Source organism: Massilia arenae (assembly GCF_008014745.1).
In the GTDB taxonomy this organism is placed as follows: domain Bacteria; phylum Pseudomonadota; class Gammaproteobacteria; order Burkholderiales; family Burkholderiaceae_D; genus Telluria; species Telluria arenae.
On record NZ_VPFD01000015.1, the window covers coordinates 67,939 to 82,964 of the forward strand.

Below are 15,026 nucleotides of genomic sequence, written 5' to 3' on the forward strand. Positions count from 1 at the left end.
TCCTGCGGCTGTTCATTCCTTGGCGGATAGACTATCCTTCGCGATTGTCTATTTCCCAAGGAGACATCGTGTTTCAATCGACCCTGTCGCGCACCACGCTCGCGACCTTGATTTCAGGCGTGGTGCTGGCTGGCGCCGCCCATGCCGCGCCAGCCGCCAAGCCGGCCACCGGTGGCGACGTGCTGCCGTTCAAGGCCACCGAAAAACTGCTTCCCAACGGCCTGAAGGTCATCGTGGTGCCGACCGGCTTCCCGAACCTGGTCTCGGTGCACATCCCGGTGCAGACCGGTTCGCGCAACGAAGTCGAGCCGGGCAAGTCGGGCTTCGCCCACTTCTTCGAGCACATGATGTTCCGCGGGACGCCAACCTACCCGCCCGAAAAATACCAGGAAGTGATCACGAAGGCCGGCGCGCGCCAGAACGCCTATACCAGCGATGACCTGACCAATTACTACACCACCTTCGCCAAGCAGGACCTGGAGACGGTGCTGAAGGTCGAGGCCGACCGCTTCCAGCACCTGTCGTATCCGGTCGAGGCTTTCAAGACCGAATCGCGCGCCGTGCTGGGCGAGTACAACAAGAACAGCGCCAACCCGATGTCGAAGCTGTTCGAGGTGCAGCGCGACGCCGCCTACACCACCCACACCTACAAGCACACCACGATGGGCTTCCTCAAGGACATCGAGGACATGCCCAACCAGTACGACTACTCGAAGGTGTTCTTCGACCGCTGGTATCGTCCCGAAAAGACCACCATCATCATCGCCGGCGACGTCGAGCCGGCCAAAGCGATCGCGATGGTCGAGAAGTACTGGGCCGGTTGGAAGCGTGGCACCTTCAAATCGAACGTGCCGGTCGAGCCCGCGCCGCGCGGCGCCCAGTACCGCCACGTGGCCTGGCAAACGCCGACCCTGCCGCTGGTGACGGTCGCCTACCGCGCCCCGAGCTTCGTCGCCCAGCAGAAGGAGCAGGCGGCGCTGTCGATGGCGCTGTCGCTGTCGTTCGGCCGCACCTCGCCGCTGTACAAGCGCCTGGTGCAGGACGAGCAAAAAGTCGACCAGCTGTTCGACTTCACCCCGAACCGGGTCGATCCGACCCTGGCCACCATCGGCGCACGCGTGAAAAATCCGCTTGACACCGTGATGGTGCGCGACGCCATCCTGCAAACGGTGGCGAAACTGCGCGACGAACCGGTGAGCGCCCAGGAACTCGAAGCCGCCAAGTCGGCCCAGAAGTATGGCCTGATCCGCTCGCTCGACAATACCGAGGCGATCGCCTCGACCTTGGCTTCCTACGTGCACTTCGAGCGCTCGTACGGCACCCTCAACGGCTACTACCGCGCGATCGACAGCCTGACGCCGGCCGACCTGCAGGCCGCCGCACGCAAATACCTGGTCGACGACAGCATGGTGGTCACCACCCTGTCGCATGACACGCTGCCGAAGGGCATCGAGCAGCTGCCGAAGCTGGCGTCGTTCGCCCCGCAGGCAGCCAGCGCGAAATTCGACGTGCTGGTGCAGAAATCGGCCCTGCCTCAGATCCGCTTCAAGCTGCTGTTCGACGCCGGCTCGGCCCACGACCCGAAGGGCAAGGAAGGCCTGGCCGCCCTCACCGCCGCGATGGTTGCCTCGAGCGGTTCGCGCGAGCGCAAGATCGACGAGGTGACCAAGGCGCTGTTCCCGATGGCCGGCAGCCTTGCCGAGCAGACCGACAAGGAGATGACGACCTTCACCGGCACCATCCACAAGGACAACTGGGATCAGTTCCTCGGTATCGCCATGCCGCTGCTGACCGACCCGGGCTTTCGCGAGGAGGATTTCCGCCGCCTGAAGGACGCCCAGCGTAATGCCCTGGTGCTGGACCTGAAGGACAATAACGAGGAAGAATTCGGCAAAGAGCGGCTGCAGGCGAATGTGTTCGCCGGCACCGGTTATGGTCACCCTGTGCTGGGCACCGTCGCCGGCATCGACGCCATCACCCTGGACGACGTGAAAGCCTTCTACGCCAAGGCCTATACCCGCGGCGCGGTGAAGGTCGGCATCTCGGGCGACGTGTCGGATGCGATAACTGCCGGGCTCAAGGCGCAGCTGGCGCGCTTGCCGGAAGGCGCGGGCTTGAGCGCCACCAGCGTGCCGAAAGGCCGCATGCCGAATGGCCTGGAAGTGGAAATCGTCGAGAAGAACACCCGCGCCACCGCGATCTCGCTCGGCCTGCCGCTCGAAGTGACCCGCACCCACCCGGACTTTGCCGCCCTATGGCTGGCCAAGACCTGGCTCGGCGAACACCGCTCCTCGAGCGCCCATCTGTACCAGCGCATCCGCGAAGAGCGCGGTATGAACTATGGCGACTACGCGTATATCGAAGCCTTCCCGCGCGGGATGTTCCAGTTCTTCCCGAACCCCAACCTGGGCCGCAAGGCGCAGCTGTTCGAAGTCTGGATCCGTCCGGTGGCGCCGCAGAACGGCCACTTCGCGCTGCGCGTGGCGCTGCATGAATTGGGCAAGATGGTCGACGCGGGCATCAGCCAGGCCGACTTCGAGACCACCCGCGATTACCTCATGAAGAATGTGTTCGTGATGACCGCGACCCAGGACCAGCGGCTGGGTTACGCGCTCGATTCAGAGTGGTATGGCACGCCGGAGTTCACGACCATGATGCGCGACGCCCTGTCGAAGCTGAGCGCGGCCGACGTCAATGCCGCCATCAAGAAACACCTGTCGGCCAAGAACCTGTCGGTGGTGATCATCACCAAGGATGCGGCCGGCCTGAAACAGGCGCTGGTGAGCGACGCCTTCTCGCCGATCAAGTATGACGCCAACAAGCCGCAGGCCTTGCTGGACGAGGACAAGCAGATCGGTGAGATGAAGTTGAACATCAAGCCGGAGGCGGTGACGATCACGCCGGCGGCGCAGGTGTTCGCCAAGTAAGTTAGCCTCAAAACGACGTTTCTGCCACACGCAGAAACGTCGTCCCCGCGAAGGCGGGGACCCAAGTCCTTCGCTGGCCCACTGCATTTAACGTAGGCACTGCGCTGATAAACTTGGGTCCCCGCCTTCGCGGGGACGACTTGCTTGATGCAACACAGGAGTTCGAGCTTATCGCAACTCCTGGAGTTCGCCTTTAGGCGCTCAACGCATCATGCGATCCCAGCCGTGACGCACGGCCGATTTCATCTTTTCCCACGTCGACTGTTCGCCCGGATAACGGGTATCCCAGTCGCTGCGCAGGTCGGTCTCGACGTCGTTCCACGGACGGCCGCGGTACTTGTCGTTGAGCGCCATCTCGGAACCGTAGCTGTAGGCCGGACGGTATTCGTCATACGCCTCGCTGCCGGCGCCGTAGACCGAGTTCCAGTGGTTGCGGTAATACGCGTCGTTATCGTCGTCGGTCATACGGTCCCAGCCGCGACGCACGGCGGATTTCATCTTGTCCCAAGTCGACGGTCCGCCATCGCCCGGATAGCGGCGATCCCAGTCGCTGCGCAGGTCGGTCTCGACCGCGTCCCAGCTGCGGCCGCGGTACTGGTCGTTGCGCGCCATTTCCGAACCGTAGCTGTAGGCCGGGCGGTATTCGTCGTAGGCGCCGCCGGCGGCACCATAAGTGCTGTTCCAGTGATTGCGGTAGTAGACGTCGTCGTCGTTGTCGTCACTCATGCGGTCCCAGCCGTGGCGGACGGCGTTCTTGACGCGGTCCCAGGCCGACGGTTCGCTGGCATCGCTGCCGGTGGTGCTGAAGTCGCGGGTGCCGTCGATGCGGTTGTCCCAGCCGGTGCGCAGGGTGCCTTCGACGTCGTCCCATGGCTGGTTGCGGTACAGTTCGCTGCGGCGCGCTTCGCTGCCGTAGGCATAGGCCGGTTTCAGCTCCTCGAACTTGGTGCCGCTGGACGCATAGGTGCTGTCGTAGTGGCTGCGGTACAGGTCGTCGTCATCGTCGCGGGTCATGCGTTCCCAGCCGTGGCGCACCGCGGCCTTCATTTTTTCCCAGGTCGACGGTTCGCCGCCCGTGGCGTAGCGGCTGTCCCAGTCGCTGTGCAGGTCGGTTTCGATGTCATCCCAGGCGCGGTTGGTGTAGCGGCCGCTGCGCGCGGCTTCGCTGCCATAGCTGTAGGCCGGCAGGTAGTCGTCGTAGGCCGCGCCGGTGGCGCCGTAGGTGGTGTTGAAATGGTTGCGGTAATAGCTGTCGTCGTCGTACCCAGCCATGGTGCTCGACGCCGAACCGGCACTGCCGCCCAGGCCCAGCGCGGCGTCGGACGCGCCGCGCGAGAAGATGCGCACGCCGCTGCGCTGCTTGTCCAGGCTCGACGTACCGCCCGTCAGCGAGCCGGTTTGCGTGTCGCGCTGCAGCGAGTCGCTGCGGATAGAGCCGTCCAGGGCCGAACCCTGGAGCGACGAGCCGGCCGCGGCCGCACCCAGCGAGCTGCCGGCCAGGGGGCTGGCGCCGGCCGCCGACGTGGTCTTGCCCTGGGCCGCGATGCGGTCGTTATCCAGCTGCGCGCTGCCGGCCGAGAGGCCGCCCTGCTGGCTGCTGTCGAACGGCGCATTCTGCACCGGGTCGTCGCGCAGGGTCGAGCTTTGCAGCGAGGTGCCGCCGGTGGCGGTCAGGCCGCTGGTGCCCAGCGATTCCTGGTGGGTGCCGCCCACGGTCTGGCCCTGGTTCAGGGAACCTTGCTGGAACAGTTCGCGGTCGCCCGGATTGTCGAGTTTTGGCGTCGGTGCGGCCTGGGCGTTGCCCAGCGAGCCCGATTGGGCCGACATCGACGACGATTGCTGCATGCCGGCGCTGCTGCCCATGCGCATGGCGCCGGCGCTGATGCCGCTCGATCCGATGTCCGGGGTGCCGGTCGCGTTCTCGTCGATGTCGGTCGGGCCGTAGCGCTCGACGATGTCAGCGCCGCGCTCGACTTCCGGCAGCGAATTCGCGACCAGGGTCAGCACATGGTGGCCGCGAGTGACGGCGCCCTCGTAGCGGCTCACGTGTTCGGCGTTATCCGAACCAAACAGGTCGCTGAAGAAATTCTTGATGCTGGCGGTGATGCCGGTATCGCCGTCGTGGCTGCGTTCGATGTTGAGGTCGGAACGGCCGGTCAGGCTGTCGGTCTGGCCGGTTGGGTCGGCGTTGGACAGGCGGACGTCGGTACGGGTAAAGCCAGACGACAGCAGTTCGTTCATCGCGTTCTGCGCGTCGGTGCGGTTGTCGAACACCGCGACAAGTGTATGTTGCATGGTCGTTCCTCCGAAAAAATAGTGGTACTAACGCCGGCGGCGAAGTTGCCGCTGCTTGTGCGCTTTGTTGTCAAGATTACTCCAATACTGATGGGGCTCGCGCACCATTGACCATTAGAAAATTTATGTCAGGACAAAGAGAAATGCGGCGTCGGACCACCTTCCCGCGGGTACGTAGGAGCAGGACGACAAGGGGAGAAATGCCGGGCGTTCACCCGGCATGGACAGCGCACCGGAGCCGGTGCGCCGGGGTTAGGCGAAGGGATTATCGATGGTCTTGACCTCGGGCGGCGGGAGCGCGTCGGGCAGCTCGCGCGCCTCGAGCGCGGCGACGATCTCGCCCAGCAGTGCGTGCAGGCGGCGCGCCTTGTCCAGTCCAGGAACGTCGGCGGTCAGGTCGACGTCGCCCGAGATCGTGATGCGGTCGACCCGGTTTTCCAGCATCAGGTCGCCAATGCCGGCGACGTCGGCTTCGTTGGCGAACGGGGTGAAGGCGGCGGGTTTCTTCTTGCTCATGGCTTTCCTTTACGATCGGTTCTTGCGCTGCTTGATCTTGGGCAGGCGCAGCATGCGTTCCTTTTCCCTCGTCGACAGCGAAGGCAGCAGTTCAATGCCGACGATGCGCTCCAGTTCAGCCACCGGCACCACATTGATCGGCGCGTCGGCGCGGTTCTCGGTGAACCAGGCGGCGGCCAGTTTCTGGCGCGGACTGTACACCACCTTGTACATATGGCTCGGCACGATCACGTTGCCCACCTTCTTGAGACTGGACCCGAGGAAGGCCGGGCCGGTGATCACGTACAACTCCCCTTCCTTCTTCGCCATGGTCCGCACCGCGCCCTCGATCGGAGCCCAGATGTGGCGGTTGTGGTCGCGGTCCTGCGGGACCATATTGGCCAGCGAAAAGCTCTCGCGCTGGGTGCGGCGGTCGGGCATGTTCGCGTTCGGCGCCAAGTGGCCGCGGTCGAAGCCGCTGCGCGCATAGTCCGACAGCTCGGCGCGCTGGCCGCGCGGCAGGCGCTGCTCGGCGTGGAACTTGTCGTCGCGGTCCAGGCCCTGGGCCCGCTTGAGGTTAGCGGCGCTCACGTGCTCGGCCGACCACAGCGGCGTGCGGGTCACGCCCGAATGCACGACCCCGAACACGCCGTAGCATAGTTCGCGGGTGGAGGTGGCCAATTTCTGGTTGCGGATCTCGGGCGCGCGGCCGTCGAGGTAGTGGACCGGGCAACTGGCGGCCTGGGCCGCACCGGCGGCGATCAGGGCGCCGGCGACGGCAAGGCGGGCGAAGAGTCGGCCCAAGGTGGAGCGAAGCATGATGAGACGGCGTTGGTGAAGAAAGCGGGCATTTTAGCTGAGCATATGCCCATGGGTATCAATTTCGGGTGCATACGCGCGCACGATTGCCAAAGCAATTCCACGTGGAATGTTTTAAAATTAACGCTTTCTCAATAAGATTTTCCATTTGGGAAACATATTCACCAAGAATGATGCACCCGCCGATCCCGGAGGATCTACGCCGTTTCGTCCTGACGAGCATTCCCTCCGTGCCCTTCCTGGAAGCCCTGCTGCTGCTGCGCGCCGACCCCACCCAGCAGTGGGAAAGCGCGATGCTGGCCAGCCGGCTCTACATCCGCGAGCGTGTGGCGAGCCAGCTGCTGGCCGATCTGTGTACGGCGGGCATTGCGCAATCCTGCGGTCCTCCCGTCGCCCACTGCTACCGCTACGAGCCCGTCAGCGAGACCCTGCGCGAACGCATCGACCGTCTGGCTGACCTATACGCGCGGCAACTGGTGGATGTCACCCACCTGATCCACTCCAGCCTCGAGCGCCAGGCCTGGCAGTTCGCCGATGCCTTCCGCCTGCGCAAGGACGAGTGAATGCGGCAGGTGGCAAGCTGGGTTGTATGCAATAAACTGAAGCACTAATCAGTCGCAATGAGCGGGCGCCAGGCGCCGACAACAATAATGAGCATTACCTTCGGGACGATGTGATATGGGCGAAGTGATCTATACCCTCTGCATGCTGACCTCGCTGAGCTGCGCCGTGCTGCTGTTCGCCGGCTACCGGCGCACGCGCCTGCGGCTCCTGTTCTGGAGCGGCGCCTGTTTTGCGGGCATGACCTTGAATAATTTTTTGCTGTTATTGGACAAGGTCGTGTTCCCGACCCAGGTCGATTTGCTGCCATGGCGCCAGGCCAGCGCGCTGGTGGCCTGCCTGCTCCTGCTGTACGGCCTGATCTACGAGAAGGAGTGAAGCGATGACCCATATGCTGGCCGGCGCCATCGCCATGGCGTCCCTGATCATCGCCCTTTTCTTCTTGCGCTTCTGGCGCGCCAGCGGCGACCGTTTCTTCCTGTATTTCGCCCTGTCGTTCGGGATCGAGGGCTTGCACCGCGTGTACGCGGTAATGCGCGACAGCGGCGGCGAGGATTCGCCACTGCACTATCTGATCAGGCTGCTGGCCTATGGCTTGATCTTGTGGGCCATCCTTGAAAAAAACCTGCCGCGCAAGAAGCGCCGCCCATGAACCCGGCAAGCCGCCGCGGGCCGGAATCCGACCGCTGGCGTGCGCCTGACGTGGGGGCGCTGCGCCATAATCGGAGCATGTCAAACACACCATGGAGGTCGGCGTGAGCACTCCCGATAACTCAGACCGCAAGCAGGAAGCCCCGGTTCCCGCAGGTGGCCAGGACAACCGTTCCGACAACCTGCTACCAGGCGAAGAAGGCGCCGAGGACGGCCGCTTCGACGTGGCCGAAGAAGTCAACCTCGACCAGCAGTCGGACGAGGCGCGCAGGATAGGTCAGGCCCCGTCGCAGGGCATCGCCGACGCCATTCCCGAGGCGCTGCGCACGCCGGTACCGTCGCAGCAGGTGCCCGACAAGTCCTGAGGCTGGTGCACCGGAATGGCGCAAAATCGTTGACACGGCCCGGTTCCGCACTTAGATTGCCGAAATAACTATATTATCGGGCTAGCATCATCTTGAACGACACCATACCGCACGGCAGCCACAGGAGTGTTCTCTTCATCTGCAAGCGCGCGATCGACGATCCGATCGTCAACCAGGTCTCGCGCGAACTGGAGCAGGACATCGTGCGCGCCACTACCCCGGCCGACGGCCTGGACCAGGCGCGCACGGGCGACTTCGCCCTGATCCTGGTCGGCTATTCGGGCGATGCCGAGGGCATGCTCGAGACGGTGCGCGCGGTGCGCGCCAACCCGCGCTCGAATCGCACGCCGATCGTGGCGCTCGGCCTGCCGCAACCCCTGCCCTTCCCCCAGGAACTGCTGTACGATGCCGGCGCCATCGCCGTGCTGACCGAACCGCTGTCGCCCACGATCCTGCGCGCCAAGGCGCGCTTCTACATCGAGGCCTTCAACAGCCAGTTCGAGCGGCACCGCGCCGAAACCGAACTCGAGCAGACCCGCTCGCGCCTGCAGCGCATCATCGAAGCCGCCGAGCTGGGCATCTGGTCGTGGGACATCGGCGCCGACCGGGTCGAGGCTAACGCCCGCATGGCGGCGCTGTTCGGCGTGCCGCAGGAGCGCCGCCTCGACGCGCCGCTGGCCACCTACCTCGCGGCCTTCCATCCGGACGACGTCGCGCCGACTGTCGCCCTGATCAATGCGGCCATCGACGGCGAAGGCGCCTACGCCGCCACCTACCGCATCCGCGCCGCCGGCGGCGGCTGGCGCTGGATGATCGCGCGCGGCCACGTCGAGTACGACGACCATGGAGCGCCGCTCAAAGTTCACGGGGTAGTGATGGACGCCACCCGCCAGCGCGAGGCCGAGCAGCAGCTGCATGCCACCGAGGAACGCTACCGCACCGTGTTCGACTCGATCGACGAGGGACTGTGCGTGATCGACATGATCTACGATGCCGATGGCACGCCCTGCGACTACCTGTTCATCGAGGCCAATCCGGCCTTCGTCAAGCACACCGGCCTGGTCGACGCGGTCGGCAAGACGATCCGCCAGATCGTGCCCGCCCACGAGCAGCACTGGTTTGACATCTATGGCCGGGTGGCGCAAACGGGCGAAGCGGTACGCTTCGAGAACGAGGCCCAGGGCCTGAACCGCTGGTACGACGTGCACGCGACGCGGCTTGGGCCGGCCGAGCGGCAGCGGGTCGCGGTGCTGTTTACGGATATTACGGAGCGGCGCCTGTCCGAGGCCGCGCTGCGCCGCATGGCGGCCGACCTGTCCGAGGCCAACCGCCTCAAAACCGAGTTCCTCGCCACCCTGGCGCATGAACTGAGGAATCCCCTGGCGCCGATCCGCAGCGGGCTGCAGTTCATCCGCCGCTCGCCGGCCGACCGCGACGCGGTCAGCCGCGTGCACGACATCATGGAGCGCCAGCTCGACCACCTGGTGAACCTGGTCGACGACCTGCTGGACGTGGCGCGCATCACGCGCGGCCAGGTCGAGCTGCGGTGCGAGCGGGTCGACCTGGCGACGATCCTGTCGGCCGCGGTCGAGACCAGCATGCCGCTGATCGAGGCGGCGCGCCACGCTTTCGACCTGCGCCTGCCGCCAGAAGCGCTCGTACTCGAGGCCGACCCGACCCGCCTGACCCAGGTGGTGAGCAATCTGTTGAACAATGCGGCGCGCTATACGCCCAAGGGCGGCCGCATTGCGCTCGAGGCCAGGCGCGACGGCGGGCAGGCGGTGGTGACGGTGTCCGACAACGGCATCGGCATCGCGCCCGAGGCGCTGGAAGAGGTGTTCCGCATGTTCACCCAGGTCGGCCAGGCGCAGCAGCCAGGATCCGGCGGGCTGGGCATCGGCCTGTCGCTGGTGCGCAGCCTGGTCGAGCTGCATGGGGGCAGCGTGAGCGCCGCCAGCGCCGGCACCAATGCCGGCAGCACCTTCACGGTACGCCTGCCGCTGGTGGCCGATGCCCCTGCAGCGCTTCCGGCAGACGAGGCCGGGATGATCGGGACGGTGACCGACGCCGCGCCGCCAGGCCGCAGTGTGCTGGTGGTCGACGACAACCGCGATGCGGCCGAAACCCTGGCTGCCCTGCTCAATATGCTGGGCCACCGCGCCCCGGTGGCCAACGACGGCCGCCAGGCGCTGCGCATGCTGCCCAGCCTGATGCCGGACGTGGTGTTCCTGGACCTGGGCATGCCGGGCATGTCGGGCTACGAGGTAGCGGCGGCAATCAGGGAAGACGCGCGCCTGGACGGCATCCGGCTGGTGGCGTTGACGGGATGGGGTGGCGAAGCCGACCGCGCCCGGACCAAGGCGGCGGGGTTTGACGAACACCTGACCAAGCCGGCGACGGTGGAGGCGATCGAGGAAGTGCTCAGGAGGGTGTGAGCCGTCGATAGCCGGTCACATGTGAATTTTTTGTTGGCCTAGAAACGTCGTCCCCGCGAAGGCGGGGACCCAATTCCTTCGCGCAGCGGCTACGCTCGACGTAGTGGCTTAGCTAAGTACCTTGGGTCCCCGCCTGCGCGGGGACGACGTGCTAAGTGTGCAGGCCGGGTTTGACCGGCCAAACTTTAATTACCCCACCTGCGCCACCGGCAACTGCTCCGCCGGCACACGCACCGCTTCCTGGCTGTTGGCAAAGAAGCGCTCGACCTTGTTGCCCGCGACGGCGCTGCCGATCAGCTCGTGCATGCGGCTGGCGGTCAGGTCCCACGAGGTGCCGGCCACCACTTCGCGCATGCGGCTGGCCTGCGCCTGGCGCTCGTCGTCGCCCAGCGCCAGCTGGCGTTCGCAGGCGGCGATGAAGTCGGCGTGCGATTCGGCGATTTCCACCACGTCGCCGTATGGCACCTTGACGTCGGTGATCGGGGTCGACACGCATGGCAGCTCGGCCGCCATGTATTCGAGCACCTTGGTCGGGCTGATGAACTTGGTCGAATCGTTCATCGCGAACGGCAGCAGGCAGACGTCCCAGCCGGCCAGGAACTGCGGCAGCTGGTCGTAGGTGCGCTGGCCCATGTAATGGACGTTCGGCTGCTTCGGCAGGGTCGCCGGGTCGATCTTGACGACCGGGCCGACCAGCACGATCTGCCATTCAGGGTGGGCATCGGCCATGCTCGAGACCAGGTCGACGTCGAAGCGCTCGTCGATCACGCCATAGAAGCCCAGGCGCGGATGCGCGATGTGGGCCTGGTCCGGGTGCGAGATGGCGCGATCCTGGGCCTGGCGGAAGTGCTTGGCGTCGACGCTGCTCGAGAAGCAGTGGGCGTTGGCGTGGCGGTCGCGTTTCGACTGGTACAGGCTCGGGCCGCCGGTGAAGACGACGTCGGCGATGTTCAGCAGTGCGCTTTCGCGCTGCAGCAGCTGCTTCGGCGCATTCTTGAACATGGCCAGTTCGTCCATGCAGTCGTAGATGACCTTGGACGGCTTGAAGACCTGCAGCAGCGGCAGCGCCATCGGGGTATAGAACCAGACGATCGGCGCCTCGTCCTCGGGCACCAGGTTGGCCAGCAGCGCCTGCAGGGTCGGCAGCTGGTCGTCATGGAAGCCGAATTGATGGATCGGCGTGTGCGGACGGCAGACGGTGATGTTCGGCGCGACCACGGTCTTTTCCAGGCGCGCCTCGCCCTCGGTATGCATCGGTTCTTCGACGAAGAGGACGTTGTAGTGTTCGGCCAGGCGGGTCATCAGGTGCTGTGGGCGTTGGAACACGAAATCCCAGCGGAGGTGGCAAAACACGATCAGGGTCGGCATGTCGATTTCCTTTCGCCTTGGCGGCGCTCTAGTTGTTGGTAAGGTCAAACCGGACCGCTTCTTCTCTCTCTCACAAGGGCGTGGCGCAGCTTGGGAAGCCGGTCGGACCAAGGAATCGTATCATGCAATTTTCCCAATATTTTCAGTTGTGCAAAGCAACATTTCACCGGCTGTAACAAAATATTGCGAAGCACTGTTGGGCTTCATAGGGAGAGTCCGTCTATCGAGCAATTTTCTGTAAGGGGCGTCCTACACCAACACAGGATAATCCACTACGAAAATCCGGCAAAAACTTTACTGTTTGCACTGAAATCGGGGGCCGAAAGCGCCCCGTTACCGCCCTCGCGGCCAGGATCCGCGAAGATCTGGCCGGCGGGCGATGGGGGATGGAGTATCAGGCGGAATGGTAAGGCTCGGCGCCTTCGGCGTGGCCGTCGGCGCTGAAACCGGCCGCGATCGATACACCTTCAAGGCCGAGCGACAATAGTGCATCGCACAATTCATCGACCTCGGCGGACAGGTCGGCGGCCAGGTCGACCGGCTTTTCGACGCTGCCCCACGGCTGCCCGCCGTCGAGCGCATACAGGTTGGCGCGCAGGACCACGTGCTCGCCCATGTCGAGCGGCGCCACCGCGGCGTGCACCGCGTCCGGCGCCAGGTCCTTGGCCGCCAGCAGGCGCTTGGCCTCGGCCAGCACGCCGAGCGTCGCCAGTTCGGCCACGCCCTGCTCCTTGGCGCCATAGAACAGGTCCTGGTAAAGGAAGCTCAGTTCCAGGCGGTCCGGCGCGCGCGCAAGAACCCGCGCCACCAGCGGGGCGACGGCTTCGGTCCAGGCGCGGTAGCGTTCCATGCGCGCCGCGAAATAGGCGTCGCTGCCCGCTTCTTCGCGCGGCACGCGGTAGAACGGATCGTCGGCGCGCTTGAGCGAGAAGCCGAGCAGGAAGCGCAGTTCGAGCGCGGTCTCGTCAGGCGCCACCGGTTCGCCGGTCCAGCCGCGCATGCTCGCCTCGATGGTCGGCGCCGGCTGCAGCTTCTTGTCCATCAGCGAAGCGGCGGCTTCGCGCAGCATCAGGTGCAGCGTGCCGTAGGCGATATGGTCGATCTCGGCCAGGTCGTAGGCATGCTGCAGCAGCACGACCTTGGCGCCCTTGCTGTCCAGGCCATGGTCCTGGAAGCTGGAGGCCAGCGCCCCGAAGGCCGCCTCGTCCTGGAAAGTCTCGCGCGCATCCAGGCCACCCTGGCTGCGCACGAACAGCGGCACCAGGAAGGCGTCGATCTCGACTTCGGGGCCGTCTTCGCGCCGGATGCGCAACGTGGCGGCTTCTTCTTCCACGCGCGCGCGCAGCAGGCGGCAGGCCAGCGGGTCGGTATAGCGCGCCAGTTCAATGGCTTCGTACAGGACCTCGTCGTGCTTCTTGCGGATCGCCTTGCGCACCAGGGTGGCGAGCGCCTCCGCCTGCTCTCCACCTTGCGCCGCCGCGTCCTCGCGTTCGGCGATCTCGAGGGCCATGTCGGCCATCAGCCGGGCTTGCGCATCGGTGTCGGGTTCGCGCGTGTTGTTCGAGGTGCGGGGTGCGGGACGCTTGTTCTTCGGCATAGTGGGCAAAGTAGATGGAGGTTCGAGCCGGCATGGTAACACCGCCACGCGCCCCGGCGTAGCGCCGCGGGCTGCAGGCGCCGGGCCCCGGTGTTATGCTTCGGGCAAAAACACGTCCCGAAAGTCCCCCATGCTCGAACGATTCTTCAAACTCAGCGAAAACAAGACCAACATCCGCACCGAGCTGATGGCCGGACTGACCACCTTCCTGACGATGGTTTACATCATCTTCGTCAATCCCTCGATCCTGGGCGACGCCGGCATGCCGAAGGAATCGGTATTCGTCGCCACGTGCCTGGTGGCCGCCGGCGGCACCGCCATCATGGGCCTGTACGCCAACTACCCGATCGCGATGGCGCCCGGCATGGGCCTGAACGCGTATTTCGCCTATGCCGTGGTGCTGGGCATGGGCATCCCGTGGCAGGCGGCGCTGGGCGCCGTGTTCATCTCGGGCTGCCTGTTCATCCTGGTCACCATGGTGGGCTTGCGCGCCATGATCGTCGACGGCATCCCGCGCTCGATGCGGGTCGCGATCACGGTGGGCCTGGGGATGTTCCTGGCCCTGATCGCCCTCAAGAACGCCGGCATCGTGGTGGCCAACGAAGCCACGCTGGTCAAGGCCGGCGACCTGCACCAGCCTGCCGCGATCATGGCGGTAGTGGGCTTCTTCGCCATCGTGGCGCTGGACCGCCTGCGGGTGCGCGGCGCGATCCTGATCGGCATCGTGCTGGTGACGGTGCTCAGCTTCTTCTTCGGCGGGAACACCTACCAGGGCCTGTTTTCGCTGCCGCCGTCGATCGAACCGACCCTGTTCCAGCTCGACATCCCGGGCGCCCTCGCCGCCGGCATCCTCAATGTGGTGCTGGTGTTCTTCCTGGTCGAGCTGTTCGACGCCACCGGCACCCTGATGGGTGTGGCGCGCCGCGCCGGCCTGCTGGTCGAGGGCAAGATGGATCGCCTGAATAAAGCCTTGCTGGCCGACAGCGGCGCCATCGTCGCCGGCAGTGTGCTGGGCACGTCCAGCACCACCGCCTACCTGGAAAGCGCCTCCGGCGTGCAGGCCGGCGGCCGTACCGGCCTCACCGCCCTGACCGTGGCCGCGCTGTTCCTGGCCTGCCTGTTCATCGCCCCGCTGGCGGCCGTGGTGCCGGCCTACGCCACCGCGCCGGCGCTGCTGTTCGTGGCCTGCCTGATGCTGTCCGACCTGGGCGACGTCGAGTGGAGCGACAGCACCGAGAGCATCCCGGCCGCCGTCACGGCGCTGGGCATGCCGTTCACGTATTCGATCGCCGAGGGCATCGCCTTCGGCTTCATCAGCTATGCGGTGCTCAAGCTGCTGACCGGACGGGCGCGCGAGGTCAAGCCGGTGGTGTGGGTGATCGCGGGGCTGTTCGCGTTCAAGATCGTTTATGTGGGTACCTGAGCGGCGCCTGAAAAAGTGACCGGTCGTTCGCGCCGTCCTTTACTAAACAGCGCCCGGCTCGTGCCTGATTGCATCGCTTCGCGCTGTCTT

At 65.4% G+C, this 15,026-nt stretch carries 12 protein-coding genes; 7 read left to right on the top strand and 5 right to left on the bottom strand.

Going from position 1 to position 15,026, the window contains the following annotated elements; genetic code table 11:
• The first annotated feature begins 68 nt into the window (after positions 1–68).
• Positions 69–2,927, top strand: coding sequence for a M16 family metallopeptidase (locus tag FVD38_RS14225; protein ID WP_147935413.1), 2,859 nt, complete (start codon positions 69–71; stop codon positions 2,925–2,927).
• 201 nt (positions 2,928–3,128) lie between these two features.
• On the opposite strand, the gene FVD38_RS14230 is transcribed toward FVD38_RS14225, so the two are convergent.
• From FVD38_RS14230 to FVD38_RS14240, 3 genes are all read right to left on the bottom strand, one after another.
• Positions 3,129–5,222, bottom strand: a complete 2,094-nt coding sequence (locus FVD38_RS14230) for a general stress protein (RefSeq protein WP_147935414.1) — start codon at positions 5,220–5,222, stop codon at positions 3,129–3,131.
• Positions 5,223–5,474: 252 nt separating this feature from the next.
• A complete protein-coding gene (locus FVD38_RS14235) occupies positions 5,475–5,738 on the bottom strand; it encodes a hypothetical protein (RefSeq protein WP_123069348.1) in 264 nt (87 codons plus the stop codon).
• 9 nt (positions 5,739–5,747) lie between these two features.
• Positions 5,748–6,536: a DNA/RNA non-specific endonuclease gene (locus FVD38_RS14240; RefSeq protein ID WP_147935415.1), complete on the bottom strand. Its 789-nt coding sequence runs from the start codon at positions 6,534–6,536 to the stop codon at positions 5,748–5,750.
• Between the two features lie 230 nt (positions 6,537–6,766).
• On the opposite strand from FVD38_RS14240, the gene FVD38_RS14245 reads away from it, so the two are divergent.
• The 5 genes from FVD38_RS14245 (at position 6,767) to FVD38_RS14265 (ending at position 10,548) form a co-directional block, all read left to right on the top strand.
• Positions 6,767–7,099, top strand: coding sequence for a hypothetical protein (locus tag FVD38_RS14245; protein ID WP_229493666.1), 333 nt, complete (start codon positions 6,767–6,769; stop codon positions 7,097–7,099).
• Between the two features lie 115 nt (positions 7,100–7,214).
• Entirely contained in the window at positions 7,215–7,475 is a 261-nt protein-coding gene (locus FVD38_RS14250; RefSeq protein WP_123069345.1) for a DUF5985 family protein, read from the top strand.
• A gap of 4 nt (positions 7,476–7,479) precedes the next feature.
• On the top strand, positions 7,480–7,749 hold the full coding sequence (locus FVD38_RS14255) for a DUF5985 family protein (RefSeq protein WP_147935417.1): 270 nt from the start codon (positions 7,480–7,482) through the stop codon (positions 7,747–7,749).
• Between the two features lie 103 nt (positions 7,750–7,852).
• On the top strand, positions 7,853–8,113 hold the full coding sequence (locus FVD38_RS14260; protein WP_147935418.1) for a hypothetical protein: 261 nt from the start codon (positions 7,853–7,855) through the stop codon (positions 8,111–8,113).
• Positions 8,114–8,205: 92 nt separating this feature from the next.
• Complete coding sequence (locus tag FVD38_RS14265) at positions 8,206–10,548, top strand: ATP-binding protein (RefSeq protein ID WP_229493668.1); 2,343 nt, start codon at positions 8,206–8,208, stop codon at positions 10,546–10,548.
• Positions 10,549–10,737: 189 nt separating this feature from the next.
• Here the strand turns inward: FVD38_RS14265 and FVD38_RS14270 are convergent, their stop codons facing one another.
• On the bottom strand, positions 10,738–11,916 hold the full coding sequence (locus tag FVD38_RS14270; RefSeq protein WP_147935420.1) for a glycosyltransferase: 1,179 nt from the start codon (positions 11,914–11,916) through the stop codon (positions 10,738–10,740).
• A gap of 394 nt (positions 11,917–12,310) precedes the next feature.
• On the bottom strand, positions 12,311–13,513 hold the full coding sequence (locus tag FVD38_RS14275; RefSeq protein WP_147935421.1) for a hypothetical protein: 1,203 nt from the start codon (positions 13,511–13,513) through the stop codon (positions 12,311–12,313).
• A 130-nt stretch (positions 13,514–13,643) separates the two neighbouring features.
• Between FVD38_RS14275 and FVD38_RS14280 the strand changes: the two genes are divergently transcribed.
• On the top strand, positions 13,644–14,936 hold the full coding sequence (locus tag FVD38_RS14280; RefSeq protein ID WP_147935422.1) for an NCS2 family permease: 1,293 nt from the start codon (positions 13,644–13,646) through the stop codon (positions 14,934–14,936).
• Positions 14,937–15,026: the final 90 nt, after the last annotated feature.

Excerpts from the sequence above, each read along its gene's own strand:
- FVD38_RS14230 (WP_147935414.1), bottom strand. The coding sequence starts at position 5,222 with ATGCAACATACACTTGTCGCGGTGTTCGACAACCGCACCGACGCGCAG.
- FVD38_RS14235 (WP_123069348.1), bottom strand. The coding sequence starts at position 5,738 with ATGAGCAAGAAGAAACCCGCCGCCTTCACCCCGTTCGCCAACGAAGCC.
- FVD38_RS14240 (WP_147935415.1), bottom strand. The coding sequence starts at position 6,536 with ATGCTTCGCTCCACCTTGGGCCGACTCTTCGCCCGCCTTGCCGTCGCC.
- FVD38_RS14280 (WP_147935422.1), top strand. The coding sequence starts at position 13,644 with ATGCTCGAACGATTCTTCAAACTCAGCGAAAACAAGACCAACATCCGC.
- FVD38_RS14270 (WP_147935420.1), bottom strand. The coding sequence starts at position 11,916 with ATGCCGACCCTGATCGTGTTTTGCCACCTCCGCTGGGATTTCGTGTTC.
- FVD38_RS14275 (WP_147935421.1), bottom strand. The coding sequence starts at position 13,513 with ATGCCGAAGAACAAGCGTCCCGCACCCCGCACCTCGAACAACACGCGC.
- FVD38_RS14250 (WP_123069345.1), top strand. The coding sequence starts at position 7,215 with ATGGGCGAAGTGATCTATACCCTCTGCATGCTGACCTCGCTGAGCTGC.
- FVD38_RS14255 (WP_147935417.1), top strand. The coding sequence starts at position 7,480 with ATGACCCATATGCTGGCCGGCGCCATCGCCATGGCGTCCCTGATCATC.